11 protein-coding genes and 1 pseudogene are annotated in these 15178 nt (G+C 70.2%); 3 read left to right on the forward strand and 9 right to left on the reverse strand.

Translation table 11 applies throughout. The features are described from left to right. Positions 1-28: 28 nt before the first annotated feature. A complete protein-coding gene (locus tag ABZ953_RS33485) occupies positions 29-1066 on the reverse strand; it encodes an asparaginase (protein ID WP_361732089.1) in 1038 nt (345 codons plus the stop codon). A gap of 140 nt (positions 1067-1206) precedes the next feature. Between ABZ953_RS33485 and ABZ953_RS33490 the strand changes: the two genes are divergently transcribed. Both ABZ953_RS33490 and ABZ953_RS33495 read left to right on the forward strand, forming a co-directional pair. After that, positions 1207-1662: an Lrp/AsnC family transcriptional regulator gene (locus ABZ953_RS33490; protein ID WP_361732092.1), complete on the forward strand. Its 456-nt coding sequence runs from the start codon at positions 1207-1209 to the stop codon at positions 1660-1662. A gap of 159 nt (positions 1663-1821) precedes the next feature. Next, entirely contained in the window at positions 1822-2874 is a 1053-nt protein-coding gene (locus ABZ953_RS33495) for a chitinase (protein WP_361732095.1), read from the forward strand. A gap of 21 nt (positions 2875-2895) precedes the next feature. Here the strand turns inward: ABZ953_RS33495 and pulA are convergent, their stop codons facing one another. From pulA to ABZ953_RS33530, 7 genes and pseudogenes are all read right to left on the reverse strand, one after another. Further along, positions 2896-5610, reverse strand: coding sequence for a pullulanase-type alpha-1,6-glucosidase (gene pulA, locus ABZ953_RS33500; protein WP_361732098.1), 2715 nt, complete (start codon positions 5608-5610; stop codon positions 2896-2898). A gap of 43 nt (positions 5611-5653) precedes the next feature. Continuing rightward, a pseudogene (locus tag ABZ953_RS33505) lies at positions 5654-7051 on the reverse strand (alpha-amylase family protein); the annotation flags it as partial. Positions 7052-7149: 98 nt separating this feature from the next. Then, complete coding sequence (locus ABZ953_RS33510; protein WP_361732101.1) at positions 7150-8205, reverse strand: LacI family DNA-binding transcriptional regulator; 1056 nt, start codon at positions 8203-8205, stop codon at positions 7150-7152. Next, positions 8202-9851 carry a glycoside hydrolase family 13 protein gene (locus ABZ953_RS33515; protein ID WP_361732104.1) on the reverse strand — a complete coding sequence of 550 codons (1650 nt, stop codon included), beginning with the start codon at positions 9849-9851 and terminating at the stop codon, positions 8202-8204. The genes ABZ953_RS33510 and ABZ953_RS33515 overlap by 4 nt, the downstream gene beginning before the upstream one ends. A gap of 42 nt (positions 9852-9893) precedes the next feature. Beyond that, positions 9894-10751, reverse strand: coding sequence for a carbohydrate ABC transporter permease (locus ABZ953_RS33520; RefSeq protein ID WP_361732196.1), 858 nt, complete (start codon positions 10749-10751; stop codon positions 9894-9896). A gap of 53 nt (positions 10752-10804) precedes the next feature. After that, positions 10805-11815 carry a sugar ABC transporter permease gene (locus tag ABZ953_RS33525; RefSeq protein ID WP_361732107.1) on the reverse strand — a complete coding sequence of 337 codons (1011 nt, stop codon included), beginning with the start codon at positions 11813-11815 and terminating at the stop codon, positions 10805-10807. A gap of 20 nt (positions 11816-11835) precedes the next feature. Continuing rightward, positions 11836-13107 (reverse strand): extracellular solute-binding protein, encoded by a 1272-nt coding sequence (locus ABZ953_RS33530; protein WP_361732110.1) that lies wholly within the window; start codon positions 13105-13107, stop codon positions 11836-11838. 362 nt (positions 13108-13469) lie between these two features. Here ABZ953_RS33530 and ABZ953_RS33535 point away from each other — a divergent pair, with 362 nt between their 5' ends. Then, on the forward strand, positions 13470-14495 hold the full coding sequence (locus ABZ953_RS33535) for a LacI family DNA-binding transcriptional regulator (protein ID WP_361732113.1): 1026 nt from the start codon (positions 13470-13472) through the stop codon (positions 14493-14495). A gap of 67 nt (positions 14496-14562) precedes the next feature. Here ABZ953_RS33535 and ABZ953_RS33540 read toward each other — a convergent pair whose 3' ends face one another. Next, positions 14563-15159, reverse strand: coding sequence for a TetR/AcrR family transcriptional regulator (locus ABZ953_RS33540; protein ID WP_361732116.1), 597 nt, complete (start codon positions 15157-15159; stop codon positions 14563-14565). Between the last annotated feature and the right edge of the window lie 19 nt (positions 15160-15178).

A 15178-nucleotide genomic window follows, 5' to 3' on the forward strand; every position in this document is an offset into this window, starting at 1 on the left:
CTCTGACCGGTCCTTCGAGGCGGGAGCCTCAGGCCGCCCGGCCGGCGGCGCCGCCCGTGACGGAAGGTGCGGGCTCCCCGACGATGCGCCGCAGCTGAGCCGTGCGCTCGGCCGGTCCGGTGGCGGAGAGAAGAGCGGCGAGCAGGGCGGTGCGTGCCTGACCCGCGCGCAGCGTACCGGCCAGAACCGCGCCCGCGGCCGAGAGGTCGACGGCGCCGCCGTGCGTGTAGATCTCGGTGACGGGACCGCCCTGTACGCGGGTGGTCAGGGCGACCACGACGCCGCGCTCGATGGCGGCCGTGACGGCGGTGACGAACTCGGGCGTGGCGTTGCCCGCGCCGGTGGCGACGAGCACGATGCCCTGGGCGCCCGCCTCGACCGCGGTCTCCAGGAACAGCGGGTCGGCGTCGACGTGGTGCATGACCATGTCGATGCGCGGCAGGGATCCGGTCGGGACGGCGGCGGGCAGGGGCAGCGGCTCGGGGCGTGCCGGGCGGTGCAGTATCGAGACCTTGCCGAAGCCCACCTTGCCGACGGGCGGCCCGGAAGGGTCGGCGAAGGCGTCGGCCGCGAGGGTCTGGGTCTTCACGGTGCCGCGCGCGGCGTGCACCTTGCCGTCGAAGACGACCAGGACGCCGAGGTCACGGACGGTGGCGGCGGTGAGCAGCGCGTCGTAGAGGTTGCCGGGCCCGTCGCCATCCTCGGCGCCGAGCGGCTTCTGGGCGCCGGTGAAGACGACCGGGCGGGGGTCGTCGTGGTGCAGGTCGAGCAGGTACGCGGACTCTTCGAGGGTGTCCGTGCCGTGGGTGACGACGATGCCGTCGACGCCGGGGTCGGCGAACACCTCGCGCACGGTGCGCAGCAGGGTGAGCTGCTGGGCGGAGGTGAGGCGCGGGCTGTTCACGTTGAACAGGTCGATGACCTCGGAGGCTATGCCGTGGGGTATGGAGGCGGTGGCGAGCACCTCGCGGCCGGGGGCGTCGGCGGCGAAGCCGGTCCCCTGCCAGCGGCTCGCGATCGTCCCGCCGGTGCTGATGACGACGACCCGTCGCGCCTGTGCTTCCACGTCTGCGTACCTCCCAGGAATCCTGCGGACCACGGGCCCCCCGAGCGGTGGACGGTCCCACGCAAGGATAGGTCGAACATTACGCAATGTGTTTGCCAAGATCCGGCGTGCTAGGCATACAAGTGGTGGATAATTGCGCCATGGACGAGATCGACCGCAATATCTTGCGCGAACTACAGAACGACGGCCGCCTGACCAATCAGGAGCTCGCCGCGCGGGTCGGCCTCAGCCCGTCGCCCTGCATGCGGCGGGTGCGCCAGCTGGAACTGGACGGCGTGATCCAGGGGTACCGCGCGGTCGTCGCCCCGGAGGCGGTCGGCCGGGGGTTCGAGGTCCTTGTCTCCATCGAGGTGCGGCGCGACCGCGAGACGGTCGAGGCGTTCGAGGCCGCCCTTGAGGGCATCCCGGACGTCATCGAGGCGTATCGCCTGTTCGGGAGCCCCGGCTGCCTGCTGCGCATCGCCGTCGCGGACCTGGCGGCGTACGAGCGCCTCTGGATCGAGCGGCTCACGGCGCTCGCGGGCGTCACCGAGGTCAACTCCCAGATCATCATGAAGCGGATCAAGGAACCGCAAGGACTTCCGGTGGACGGCTGACGGCCACGCACGCACCACCGAGCCTCCAACCCCCCTTTGGTACAGACCTATTGACGGCTGGTCCGGACCTGCCTAGCGTGACGCCTCGCACCCCGCACGTCTCCTCCTCCCCCGTCCCCTCCCCTCCTCCCCTCCCCCCTCGCAGCCAAGGAGCCCAGCGTGTTCGGTCGGACGTTACGCCTGCTGGGGTCGGCCATCGCGCTGGCCTGTGTCGCCCAACTACCGGCCGCCGCCGCGGCCCCCGCCGCGCCCCGCGCCGACACCTGCGCGGTCAAGTCGAAGCCCGCGGGCAAGGTGCTCCAGGGATACTGGGAGAACTGGGACGGCGCGTCCAACGGCGTGCACCCGCCCTTCGGCTGGACCCCCATCACCGACAGCCGCATGAAGCAGCACGGCTACAACGTGATCAACGCGGCGTTCCCCGTGATCCGCTCGGACGGCACCGTCCTGTGGGAGGACGGGATGGACGCGACGGTGAAGGTCGCCACCCCCGCCGAGATGTGCCAGGCCAAGGCGGACGGCGCCACCATCCTCATGTCCATCGGCGGGGCCGCGGCCGGGATCGACCTCAGTTCGAGCAGCGTCGCCGACCGCTTCGTCGAGACGATCGTGCCGATCCTCAAGAAGTACAACTTCGACGGCATCGACATCGACATCGAGACCGGCCTCGTGGGCAGCGGCAACATCAACCAGCTCTCCGCCTCGCAGTCCAACCTCATCCGCATCATCGACGGCGTGCTGGCGAAGATGCCCGCGAACTTCGGCCTGACCATGGCCCCCGAGACGGCGTACGTCACCGGCGGCAGCGTCGTGTACGGCTCGATCTGGGGCGCCTACCTGCCCATCGTCAAGAAGTACGCCGACAACGGCCGCCTGTGGTGGCTCAACATGCAGTACTACAACGGCAGCATGTACGGCTGCTCCGGCGACTCCTACTCCGCGGGCACCGTCCAGGGCTTCACCGCCCAGACCGACTGCCTCAACAAGGGCCTGGTCATCCAGGGCACCACCATCAAGGTCCCCTACGACAAGCAGGTCCCCGGCCTCCCCGCCCAGCCGGGCGCCGGCGGCGGCTACATGTCCCCGAGCCTGGTGTCCCAGGCCTGGAACCGCTACAGCGGCGCCCTGAAGGGCCTGATGACCTGGTCCATCAACTGGGACGGGTCGAAGGGCTGGACCTTCGGGGACAACTTCAAGCGGCTCACCGGCTGACGGCTCTCCCCGGCTGACGGCTCACCGGTCGGCCTTGAAGACAGCCACCGTTCGCGCGGGGACGGTGAAGGTGCCCGAACTCCGCTCATACGTCGCCGACTTGACGGTCCGGTCGGCGCCGGAGGCCTGCACCCCGTGCAGGGCATAGCGCGTCGCCTCGACGGAGGCGACGCGCTGCCGCTGCTCCCGCGGGGACGCGTTGAACACGACCACGAGGTCGCCCAGCCTCATGGTGATGACACCCGGCGTCTCGGCCGCGGTGCCGGACAGCGGGAAGGAGAGCGCCGACTGGACCTGCCCGCCCGTCGCCAGCGAGAACGCGGGCTCGGTCGTCCGTATTTTCAGCAGGTCCTGGTACGCGGCCGACGCGCCGTTGATCTCCGCACAACCGGGGGCCGAGATTCCCGAGGACGCCAACAAGGGCTTGGCATAAGGCCACTTGTCCTTGTTGTCCGCGGCCGGGGGCAACCCGCGGCCGAAGCCGTTGCCCGCCCGGCAGTTCCAGTGGATCGCGTTGAACCAGTCACCGCTGTCGAAGGAGTTCCGGTCGAGGGACTTCGAGCGCAGCAGGTCCGTGCCGGCCTGGGAGAGCGCCGGGCCCTGGGAGAGGGAGGCGGTCGCCATCGCGAGGACCTGCATACGGGCGCGGTCGGCCGCCGTCGTGCCGCGGGGCAGTTTGAAGACGAGCGCGTCGTACAGCGATTCGTTGTCGTGCGCGTCCGCGTAGGAGACGGCGTCGCCGGGGGCCGCCGCGTATCCGGCGGGCGCCCCGTTGTAGTCGACCTCGGAACCCCTGACCTCGCGGCCCGCCGAGTCGGTGAAGCGGAAGCCCGCGAGGTTGCCCGTCAGGCCGACCTTGATGAGGTCCTGGTAGTGGAGGAGGCGGGCCTTCTGTTCGGCCGGGGTGCCGTTCGCCTTCGATGAGTTGGGGTCGGTGTACAGGCCGGTGGCGAAGCCCTGCACGCCCGGGTCGCCGTCGAAGGGACCGCCGCCGCGCAGCGCGTCGCGGGACCGGTCGGAGAAGGTCGCGACGCCGGTGCCCGCCATGTTCTTCTGCGTGGCCTGCACGAAACGGGCGTCGTCGGCGACCTCGCCGAAGTTCCACCCCTCGCCGTACAGGACGATGCTCTTCCCGTCGACGCCGTCCTTCTTCACGGTCAGCGCGTCGAGGGCTCTGCGGACGGCGAGGATGTTCGCCTTGGGATGGTGGCCCATCAGGTCGAAGCGGAAGCCGTCGACCTTGTACTCCCTAGCCCAGGTGACGATCGAGTCGACGACGAGCTTGCCCATCATGGCGTTCTCGGGGGCCGTGTTGGCGCAGCAGGTGGAGGTGGCGACCGTGCCGTCGGCCGCGAGGCGCTGGTAGTAGCCGGGCACGATCTTGTCGAGGACGGACTTGTCGGCCTGGCCGCTCGCGACGGTGTGGTTGTAGACGACGTCCATCACCGTGCGCAGGCCCGAGCCGTTCAGACCCTGCACCATCCTGCGGAACTCGACCGTGCGGCCGGTGCCCTCGGGGTCGCTCGCGTACGAGCCTTCCGGGACGGTGTAGTGCAGCGGGTCGTAGCCCCAGTTGTACGCGTCCTTGGCGGCACCCCTGGAGACGCAAGCCTGCTGTTCTTCGGAGTCGGGGGCGTACGACGGCAGGTCGCAGTCGGGGGCGGGCCGGTCGGACGCGCGCTCGGGGACGGTGCCGAAGTCGAAGGCGGGCAGCAGGTGCACGTACGACGTCCCGGCGCGGGCGAGACGGCGCAGGTGCCGCATGCCGTCGGAATTCCTGTCGGTGAACGCGAGGTACGTGCCGCGGTGGGCCGACGTGCGGTCCTCGACGGAGAAGTCGCGGATGTGCAGCTCCTGGATCTGCGCGTCGCGCAGCGGGGTCGCCCTCGGCTTGCGGAGCGTGGACCATCCCTCGGGCGCGAGCGCCGGGTCACCGAGGTCGACGGCGAGGCTGCGCGCGGAGTCGCTGGTGAGGGCGGTCGAGTAGGGGTCGGTGACCTGGTTGGTGACGACCCTACGGACGCTCGGCGCCCACACCTTGACGACGTACCGGTAGGCCTTGCCCGACCAGCTCCCCGGGCCGGTCACCGACCAGACCCCGGAAGCGCGGTCGCGGTGCATCGGGACGGTGCGGCCGCCGATGTCGAGGGAGACGCGCTGCGCGGTGGGGGCCCAGACGGAGAGGGTGGTGCGGCCGTGCTCGAACCGCGGGCCCAGGGTGGCCCGGGTGGCGGCGGAGCCGTACAGGTCGTCGAGGACGCCTTGGGTCTGCACGCCGGTGGCGGCGCGCAAAGTGCCGTCGGCGGAGCGCGCTGCGGCGACGAGCTGGCCGGTGAGGGCCGCGCGGATCCGGGCGCGGTCCCGGGGGGCGACGGTGAAGGCGGCGTAGTCCTTGAGGTGCGGGTACTTGGCCTTCTGGGTGTCGGTGAGGCCGCCGCCCGCCGGGGTGAGGCGCAGTCGGTGGGCCGTCCCGCCGATGTCGCCGTCCTTGACGGTGAGGCCGCCGTGGGGCGCGTACAGAAGTGTGTGCGTGCCCTCCGTGCCAGTGTCCCAGGCGAGGGTGTTCCGGTCGATCCACTGGGCCCGCGATGCCGCAAGGTCCGGGACGTCGGCTTGCCCCGCCGCCGCGGACCGCGCCGGGGCGGGCGGCAGGGCCGCCGCCGTGGTCAGGGGCACGGTGGCGGCGAGCAGGGCGACCGCCACGGTCACGGCGGTGCGGCGCGGGGAGCCGGTCACGGGACATTCTCCTTGGGGCGAGGGAATCTGAAGGGGCGGGTCAGCAGCCCTTGGCGCCGGTGTGCAGCGCGAGGGCGGTATTCGGGGCGACCGAGGCGGTGAACCGGCCCGAGCCGTCCACGGTGACCTTCCTTCCGCTCTGCACGTCGCAGTACGTGCCGCCCGTGAGGGAGGTCTGGAAGGTGCGGTCGACGGCGGAGCCCTCGTGGTTGATGACGACGTACGCTTTGTCGCCGCGGCCGAAAGCTATGGTGTTGTTGCCGTTGTCCCACCAGTTGGTGACCGCCGAACGGCCCGCGGCATTGCGGAACTTGACCATGCTGCGGATCTCCGGCCAGGCGTGCTGGCACTTCCAGCCGTCGCTGTAACAGCCCTTCACCTGGCCCCCGTTGGGCGATCCGGCGTCGGTATTGCTGAATTCGTAGCCGGAGTGGACGTCGGGGGACCCGTAGGGCCAGGCCAGCATGAAGACGTGCGCGAGGGTGTAGTTGGCGCCGTCCTTGTAGCTGAGGGTCTGGCCGTGGCGCTCGGTGTCGTGGTTGGTGACGAAGACCGAGGACGTGCCGCTCGGCATGTACCCCCAGCCTTCGCCGAAGTTCTTGAGGTAGGAGAGCTTCTCGTTGTTGAAGACGCGCTTGAGGTCCCAGGCGTAACGGAACTCCTGGGGATCGCCGGTGCCGGTGTACTCGCTCGGGGAGACCGCCTCGCCCGCGCCGTACAGGGTCTCCTGCTTCCAGTAGACGCCGGGGTTGCTCAGCCGCGACTTGATGTTCTTCAGGTCGTCGACGGGCATGTGCTTGGCCGCGTCGACGCGGAAGCCGTCCACACCGAGCGAGAGGAGGTCGTTCAGGTACGTGGCGATGCGGCCGCGCACGTACTCCTCGCCGGTGTCGAGGTCGGCCAGGCCGCCCAGTTCGCAGTGCTGGACGTTCCAGCGATCCCGGTAGTTGCTGATGTCGCTCTTGCAGTCGTCCATGTCGGCGACCGAGTACGTGCCGGGGTAGTCGTACTTGGAGAAGGACGAGCCCGCGGAGCCGGTCCCTGAGGCGTTCGTCATGTGGTTGATCACGGCGTCGGCGACGACCTTGACCCCGGCGGAGTGACAGGTGCCGACCATGTTCCTGAACGCGGCGCGGTCGCCCAGCCGGGTGCCGATCCGGTAGCTGACGGGCTGGTACGCGGCCCACCAGGCGTCACCCTTGACGCGCTCCTGGGGTGGCGACACCTGGACGTATCCGTAGCCGTCCGGGCCGAGTCGGTCCGTACAGGCCCTGGCCACCGACGCGAAGTTCCACTCGAAGAGGACGGCGGTGACGTCCTTGGCGCCGGGCGGGGCGGCCTGGGCGCCGGGGGCTCCGGCGACGAGGCTGCCCGCCACCCCCGCCACCAGGGCGACCGCGGTCGCGACGAGCTTGCGGCGCTTGACGATCCGGCCGGTCATGAGTACCTCCTGCGCGTTGGGGGAACCTGCAGCAAGTGCTTGCAGCAAGACAGCACAAGTTGTTGCGGGTTGGACCGTATGGCGCCCCCCACGCGGGGTCAACCCTCTGGACACACCCCGGTGGACCCACGCACCACCAGCTCGGGCTGGAACACGAACTCCGTGCGCTGCACCGGGTTTCCGGCGATCTCTTCAAGGAGGGCGCCCACCGCGGCGGCCGCCATCGCCTGCACGGGCTGGCGGACGGTGGTCAGCGGTGGGTCGGTGAAGGCGATGAGCTGCGAGTCGTCGAAGCCGACCACGGAGACGTCGCCGGGCACGGTGAGGCCGCGCTCGCGCACCGTCCGCACGGCGCCGAGCGCCATCAGGTCGCTGCCGCAGACCATCGCCGTGCATCCCAGGTCGAGCAGGGCCCCGGCCGCGGCCTGCCCGCCCTCGACGGTGAACAGGGTGCGCCGCACGAGCCGTTCGGCGTCCTCCGGCGCCACACCGAGCATGCTGTGCAGCGCCGCGGTGAACCCCTCCGCCTTGCGCAGCGAGGGAACGTACCGGGTCGGGCCGATGGCCAGGCCGATCCGCTCGTGTCCCAGGTCGACGAGGTGGCGCACCGCCATCCGCGCGGCCGAGCGGTCGTCGGGCGACACGAAGGAGCCGGGGATGCCCTCGTTGTAGCCGTTGACGAGGACGAACGGAACGTTGCGGTGGGCCAGTTCGCGGTAGCGCGCGGGGTCGGCCGTGAGGTCGGCGTGCAGCCCCGACAGGAAGATGATGCCGCTGACGCCGCGGTCCTCCAACTGCTCGACCAGCTCGTCCTCGGTGGCGCCGCCCGGCATCTGCGTACAGAGCATCGGGGTGTAGCCGTGCCCGGCCAGGACCTGCTCGATGACCTGCGCGAAGGCGGGGAAGATCGGGTTGGTGAGCTCGGGGATGACCAGGCCGACCAGACCGGCGCTGCGGCGCTTGAGCCGGGTGGGTCGCTCGTAGCCGAGGACGTCGAGGGCGGCGAGGACCCGGCGCCGGGTGCCCGTCGCCACCCCCGCCTTGCCGTTGAGCACCCGGCTCGCGGTGGCCTCGCTGACGCCCGCCTGGGCCGCGATGTCCAGGAGCCGCGGGCCGCCCCGGTGGGCGTCCCGCGGCGTGGCAGGGAGCGTCACACCGCCCACCAGACGGTGGTGTCGGCGGGCAGCCGCACGGTCCCTTCGACGACCTCCGTCTCCTCGACGGCGAGCAGGACACTGCCGGGGGCCGGGATCCGTACGGCCTCGGCGGTGGTGTTGACCGTGCACACGAAGCCCGGCCGGGCGAACACGAGCACGCCTTCGGGGGCGTCCAGCCACTCGATCGCCCCGCCCGCGCCGAGCCCCGGCTCCGCGCGGCGCACGGCGAGCGCGCTGCGGTACAGCTCCAGGGTCGAGCCCGGGTCACCGGTCTGCGCCTGCACACTCAGCTTGCCCCAGTCGGCGGGCTGCGGCAGCCAGCTGCCGCCCGTCCCGAAGCCGTACGACGACCCGTCGGTGGTCCACGGAATCGGCACCCGGCAGCCGTCCCTGAAGCCGTCCTGCCCCTCGGCGCGGATGAACGACGGGTCCTGGCGGGCCTCGTCGGGCAGGTCGGTGACGTCGGGCAGGCCGAGCTCCTCGCCCTGGTACACGTACGCGGAGCCGGGCAGGGCGAGCATCAGGAGGGTCGCGGCGCGGGCGCGGCGCAGGCCGAGGGCACGGTCGCCCGCCGTCCGCAGCTGAGTGCCCAGGCCGGGCGGGTTGGCGAGGCGCGTGGCGTGCCGGGTCACGTCGTGGTTGGAGAGCACCCAGGTGGCGGGCGCGCCCACGGGACGCATCGCGGCCAGCGACGCGTCGATGACCTGGCGCAGCTCGGCGGCGTCCCACGAGGTGCCGAGGTACTGGAAGTTGAAGGCCTGGTGCATCTCGTCGGGACGCACGTAGTGGGCGGAGCGTTCGACGGTCGGGGTCCACGCCTCCGCGACGAGGATGCGGGCACCCTCGTACTCCTCGAGGACCCGCCGCCAGCTGCGGTAGATCTCGTGCACGCCGTCCTGGTCGAAGAACGGCATGACATCGTTGCCGAGCAGCTTGAGCTGGTCGCGGCTGCCGATGTCGGGGAGGCCCGCCTCCTTGACCAGGCCGTGCGCCACGTCGACGCGGAAGCCGTCGACGCCCATGTCGAGCCAGAAGCGCAGGATGGAGCGGAACTCGTCCTGGACGGCGGGGTGGTCCCAGTTGAAGTCGGGCTGCTCGGGCGCGAAGAGGTGCAGGTACCACTCGCCGTCGGGCACCCTGGTCCAGGCGGGCCCGCCGAAGATGGACTCCCAGTCATTGGGGGGGAGTTGACCGTCGGCGCCCTTGCCGGGGCGGAAGTGGTAGCGCTCCCGCAGCGGGGACCCCGGCCCCTCGTCCAGCGCGCGCCGGAACCAGTCGTGGCGGTCGGAGGAGTGGTTGGGCACCAGGTCCACGATGATGCGCAGGCCCAGCTCGTGGGCGTCGCGGATGACCGCGTCGGCGTCCAGGAGGTTGCCGAACACGGGGTCGATGGCCCGGTAGTCGGCGACGTCGTAACCGGCGTCGGCCTGCGGGGATGCGTAGAACGGGCTGAGCCAGACGGCGTCGACGCCGAGGTCCCTGAGGTACGGCAGCCGGCTGCGGATGCCTGCCAGGTCGCCCATGCCGTCGCCGTTGCCGTCGGCGAAGCTGCGCGGATACACCTGGTAGATCACCGCGCCGCGCCACCAGTCCGGGTGGGTGTCGGTGGTGGGGGCGGCAGGGGCAGCGAGATGCTGGGTCATGTCTTCCCTGGGGATCGTGTGTGGTGGGGGCGGCGGAACGCCTCAGGACTTCGTCGCGCCCGCCGTCAGGCCGGAGACGAGGTGGCGCTGGGCGAAGCCGAAGATGATCGCGGCGGGCACCGCGACGATGACGGCGGCCGCCGTGAGCGAACCCCAGTCGCTGGTGTACTGGTTGACGAAGGTCTGCAGCCCGCCGGCGAGCGTGAGGTTCTCCTCGCCGGTCATGAAGGCGGAGGCGTAGGCGACCTCGGCCCAGCCGGTGATGAAGCTGTAGAACCCGGTGACGGCGAGGCCCGGCTTGGCGAGCGGCACGATGAGCCGCCAGAAGGTGCCGAACGGGTTGAGCCCGTCCACCCGGCCCGCCTCGTCGATCTCGACGGGGATGGTGTCGAAGTACCCCTTCATCATCCAGGCGCAGAACGGCACGGCGATCGTCAGATACGTGACGACGAGGCCGATGGGCTGGTTGAGCAGGCCCAGGTTGGCGAGGAGGTTGTACAGCGGCACGATGAGCACCGCGACCGGGAACATCTGGGTGATCAGGAGCAGCCACATCAGCGGCCGCATGCCGGGGAACTTGAAACGGCTCACCGCGTACCCGGTGGTGGCGGCGATGAAGACGCCGATCACCGTCGTCAGGCCCACCACGATCACGGAGTTGAGGAGCCAGTTCGGGAACTCGGTGTCGTTCAGGACGTGGTCGTAGTTGCCGAAGGTGAAGTCCTTCACCAGGTCGGTGGAGAAGGCCTCGCTCTCCGGCTTGAACGAGGTGACCAGGAGCCACAGCGGAGGCCCCACGGCGATCGCACTGGCAAGCAGCAGGGTGAGGTGCAGGGCGACCGAGGCCAGTGGCCCGCGCTCGTCGCGCCCCCTGGGCCCGCGCTTCTTCTTGTCGCCCATTCCGGTCGGCTGCTCGGTTTCGGTCGGCTTCTCGGTTTCGGTCGGCACGGTGGTCACCACACCTCTCCCTGCTTGCGGAGCGCGCGGCGGTAGGCCACCGCGATGATCGACAGGAGGGCCAGGATGAGCACGCCCCAGGCCGCGGAGCCCGCGAAGTCGCGGGGGCTGACGACGAACGAGAGCCGGTAGGCGTACGTCACCAGGATCTCGGTGGCGTCTCCCGGTCCGCCCCTGGTCAGCAGGAAGATCACCGGGAACATGTTGAACGTCCAGATGCCGCTGATCAGGATCACCGTACTGGCGACGGAGCGCAGCCCCGGCAGCGTGATGTGCCGGAAGCGCTGCCAGGCGCCGGCGCCGTCCATCTCGGCCGCCTCGTACAGCTCGCCCGGGATGGACTGCAGGCCGCCGAGCATGGCCACGAGCATGAACGGCACGCCGAGCCAGACGTTGACGGTGATCACCGAGAGCTTCGCCCAGGTGGGGTCGTTGAGCCACGGGACCGCGTCGATGCCGCCGCCTTCGAGGATCTTGTTGAGGATGCCCTTCTTCTCGTTGAAGAGCAGCCGCCAGGTGAAGACCGAGACGAAGGCCGGCACCGCCCACGGCAGGATCAGCGCCATCCGGTAGAAGGAGCGCCCCGCCAGCTTGCGGTTGAGCATCGTGGCGAGCGCGAGCCCGAGCACGAAGGAGAGGGCGACGCAGGAGACGGTCCACACCACGGTCCAGGTGAGGCGGTCCCAGAAGACGCCGTCGGACAGGATCGACGCGTAGTTGTCGAGACCGACGGCCTTGTACGTGGCCGGGATGTCGTTGACGCCGATGTGCCGCTCGACGTTCGCCTCGTCGGCGTTCGTCGTGGACAGGTACAGGCCCCGCACCAGGGGGTAGCCGACGATCACGCCGATCACGATCACCACGGGGGCGACCATGGCCCACGCGTACCAGTGGGTGGCCAGCGCCCTGCGCAGCCGTCCCGGGTTCTTGGCGGGGCGGTGGCCGCGGCCGCGGATGCTCCTGGCATCCGCGGCCTTCGCCACCGACCGGCCGGTCTCGACAGCCATGGGTCGGTCTGCCCTTCCTCTTACTTGTAGCCCTTGAGGAGCTTGCGGTAGGCGTCACCGATGCCCTTGGCGCCCTGTTCGGGCGAGGACTTGCCGCTCAGCACCTTCTCCAGCTGCAGGCGGATCGGCTCGAAGAGCGCGTTGGCCTCCGGGATCCACGGCCGCTGCACGGACTTGGCCACGGCGGGCTTGAAGAACTGCACCATCTGGTTGTCCTTGACGGACTTCACGTCGTAGACGGAGGTGCGGGTCGGCAGCAGGCTCAGCTGCTCGGTGGTCTGCTGCTGCACCTTGGCGGAGCTCATGTACTTGATGAACGCGTACGAGGCGTCGAGGTTCCCGGAACCGGCGTACGCGGCGAGGTTCCAGCCGCCCTGCGGAGCACCCTGGCGCGCGCTGCCCGCCGGGGCCGGGGCGACACCGAGGTTGCCCTTGTCGGCCTTGAACTCCTTGCCCTTCAGGGCGCCTTCGATGGACCACGGGCCGTCGAGCGCCATCGCGACGTCGCCGTCCTTGAAGGCGTTGAGCTGGTTGTTGTAGCCGTCGCTCGCGTCGGTGACCGCGGACTTGGAGTCGACCAGGTCCTTCATCACCGAGAACGCCTTGGCGCCCTCGGGGTCGTCGACGGTGACCTTCTTGCTCTTGGTGTCCAGGAGGTCGCCGCCCTCTCCGTAGAGGTACGGGAGGTAGTAGTACGGGTCGTCGCCGCGCAGGTAGAGGCCCGTCCTGCCGGACTTCGACCTGATCTTCTTCGCGGCGGACTTCACCTCGTCGAAGGACTTCGGCACGTCGACCCCGGCGGCCTTGAGCATCTTCTTGTTGTAGAAGAGCGCGAGGGTATCGATGGTCTGCGGCGCGGCGTAGGTCTTGCCCTTGAACTTCGTGCTCGCCGCGGCCTGCGGGAGGTAGTCGTCCGGCTTGTCGAGCGCGACGGTGCCGTCGAGCGGGGCGAGGTAGCCGAGCGAGGCGAAGTCCTGGGTCCAGGCGACCTCGGTGCGCATCACGTCGGGGGCACCGGAGTTGCCGCCCGCGGCGTTCTTGAACTTGGCGTTGGCCTCGCCGAACGGGACGTTCACATAGTCGACCTCGACGTCCGGGTGCAGCTTCTCGAAGCCCTTGGCGATCTTCTCGTACGCGCCCTTCTCGGCGTCGTTCGAGGTGTCCCAGAAGGTGACGGTGCCGGAGAGCTTCCCGCCCTTGCTGCCGCCGCCGCCTTCGTCGTCGCCCCCGCACGCTGCCGCTGTCAGGGCCAGGGCCGCGATCAGCCCGGTGGCCGCAATGCCACGCCGCATGTGAACTCCTTCAACTGATCCCGGAATCAAGGGGAGACGAGGAGGTGCCTCCTGCTGGCCGCTCTGGATGGCGGCGCCGGGTTGCCAGGAACGTAACAGCGTTGGAAAGGCGCCGAAAGACCTTGCGGAAAATTTCTGCAAGCCCCGGCGATCGTTACTTCTGCGTGTCCTTACCGTTGCCACTGCCGCGCTTGACAGCGCTGTGGGCTGCGGCTTCCCGGCCGGTCGGCAGGGTGCGGGCGGTAACGACCAGTCCTCGCGGGGGCGTTGCAGGCGGCTGCAAGGCTCTTGCAAGACAGCTCTTTCCGCAAGCTTTCAACGGCAGTGTGCAATCCCCGCGCCGACAGGTACAGTCCAGTGCCATGACTGCACGGCTTGTCGACATCGCAGCCCACGCGGGGGTCAGTGAAGCCACCGTGAGCCGCGTCCTCAACGGCAAGCCCGGGGTGGCCGCGGCCACCCGCGAGGCGGTGCTCGCCGCCCTCGACGTCCTCGGATACGAACGGCCCGTGCGGCTGCGCCGACGCAGCGCGGGACTCGTCGGCCTCATCACACCCGAGCTGGACAACCCGATCTTCCCCGCCTTCGCCCAGGTCATCGCGCAGGCGCTGACCCGCCAGGGCTACACACCGGTGCTCGCCACGCAGACACCGGGCGGCTCCACCGAGGACGAACTCACCGAGATGCTGGTGGACCGCGGGGTCGACGGCATCATCTTCGTCTCCGGCCTGCACGCCGACACGACGGCCGACATGTCGCGCTACGCGGCACTGCGCGGCCAGGACGTCCCCTACGTACTGGTCAACGGCTTCTCCCCCGAGGTGGCGGCCCCCTTCGTCTCCACCGACGACCGCGCCGCCGTGCGCCTCGCCGTCACTCATCTGACCTCGCTCGGCCACACCCGGATCGGCCTCGCGGTCGGCCCCAAGCGGTTCGTGCCCGTGGTCCGCAAGATCGAGGGCTTCCGCCTGGGACTGCTCGAGCGCCTCGGCCTCACGGACGAGGAGTCGGACGAGCTCGTCCAGCACTCCCTCTACACCCTGGAGGGCGGCCAGGCCGCGGCCACCACCCTCATCAACCGCGGCTGCACGGCCCTCGTGTGCGCCAGCGACATGATGGCCCTGGGCGCCGTCCGGGCCGCCCGCGACCTGGGCCTGAGCGTCCCCCGGGACATCTCCGTGGTCGGCTTCGACGACTCCCCGCTCATCGCGTTCACCGACCCGCCCCTGACCACGATCCGCCAGCCCGTCCAGGCGATGGGCCAGGCGGCGGTCCGCGCCCTGCTCGAAGAAATCGGCGGAACACCCGCCCCGCACGGCGAGTTCGTCTTCATGCCGGAGCTGGTGGTGCGCGGCTCGACGGGGTCAGGGCGGCTCACACCGCAGTGAGCGGCTGCCCTCACCTTTAAGAGCAGTGAGCGGCTGCCCTCACCTTTAAGAGCTTGGTTGCGCGCGTTCAAGAACCTGGTTCCGCGCGCAACGCCTGTGAGAGCGCGTCCACCGTCACCCCCACGACGGCCAGGAGCTGTGCCGGGCTCGCCCCGGCTCTGCTCATGACGGCGAGGGACTGATTCACGGCCGCCGCGTGGAGAGCGAAGGCCTCGGCGCCCTGGTCGGCCATGCGACCGGCCTTCAGCGCGGCACGCAGGCGCAGGCGCTGGAAGCCGAGCGCCTGCCTGGCGTGCGCCGCGACGGCCGGGCTCAGCACGGGAATGGCCATGGCCGACTGGGCGATCAGGCAGCCGTCGGGCAGTTCGGGATCGGCGATGCGCCCGAGGGTGACGTCGAAGAACGCGCGGACGGCCGCAAGGGGGTCGGAGGCCGCACACGACAGGGCGGCGTCGTACTTGTCGCCGTAGCGCGCGGCGTAGCGATCCAGGCAGCGCAGGAACAGGGCGTCCTTGTCGCCGAGCGAGGAGTAGATCGAGCTGCGGTTCAGGCCGGTCGCCCGGGACAAGTCGTCGACGGAGGTGTCGGCGTAACCGGCGCGCCAGAACTGGATCATCGCGGCGTCGAGCACCGTGTCCACGTCGAACCGCTTCTTGCCTGCCACGTGGCACTTCCTTGCGGGT

This window comes from Streptomyces sp. NPDC046465 (genome assembly GCF_040646035.1).
Classification (GTDB): Bacteria; Actinomycetota; Actinomycetes; order Streptomycetales; family Streptomycetaceae; genus Streptomyces.

Excerpts from the sequence above, each read along its gene's own strand:
- ABZ953_RS33490 (WP_361732092.1), top strand. The coding sequence starts at position 1,207 with ATGGACGAGATCGACCGCAATATCTTGCGCGAACTACAGAACGACGGC.
- ABZ953_RS33515 (WP_361732104.1), bottom strand. The coding sequence starts at position 9,851 with ATGACCCAGCATCTCGCTGCCCCTGCCGCCCCCACCACCGACACCCAC.
- ABZ953_RS33520 (WP_361732196.1), bottom strand. The coding sequence starts at position 10,751 with ATGGGCGACAAGAAGAAGCGCGGGCCCAGGGGGCGCGACGAGCGCGGG.
- ABZ953_RS33525 (WP_361732107.1), bottom strand. The coding sequence starts at position 11,815 with ATGGCTGTCGAGACCGGCCGGTCGGTGGCGAAGGCCGCGGATGCCAGG.
- ABZ953_RS33530 (WP_361732110.1), bottom strand. The coding sequence starts at position 13,107 with ATGCGGCGTGGCATTGCGGCCACCGGGCTGATCGCGGCCCTGGCCCTG.
- ABZ953_RS33535 (WP_361732113.1), top strand. The coding sequence starts at position 13,470 with ATGACTGCACGGCTTGTCGACATCGCAGCCCACGCGGGGGTCAGTGAA.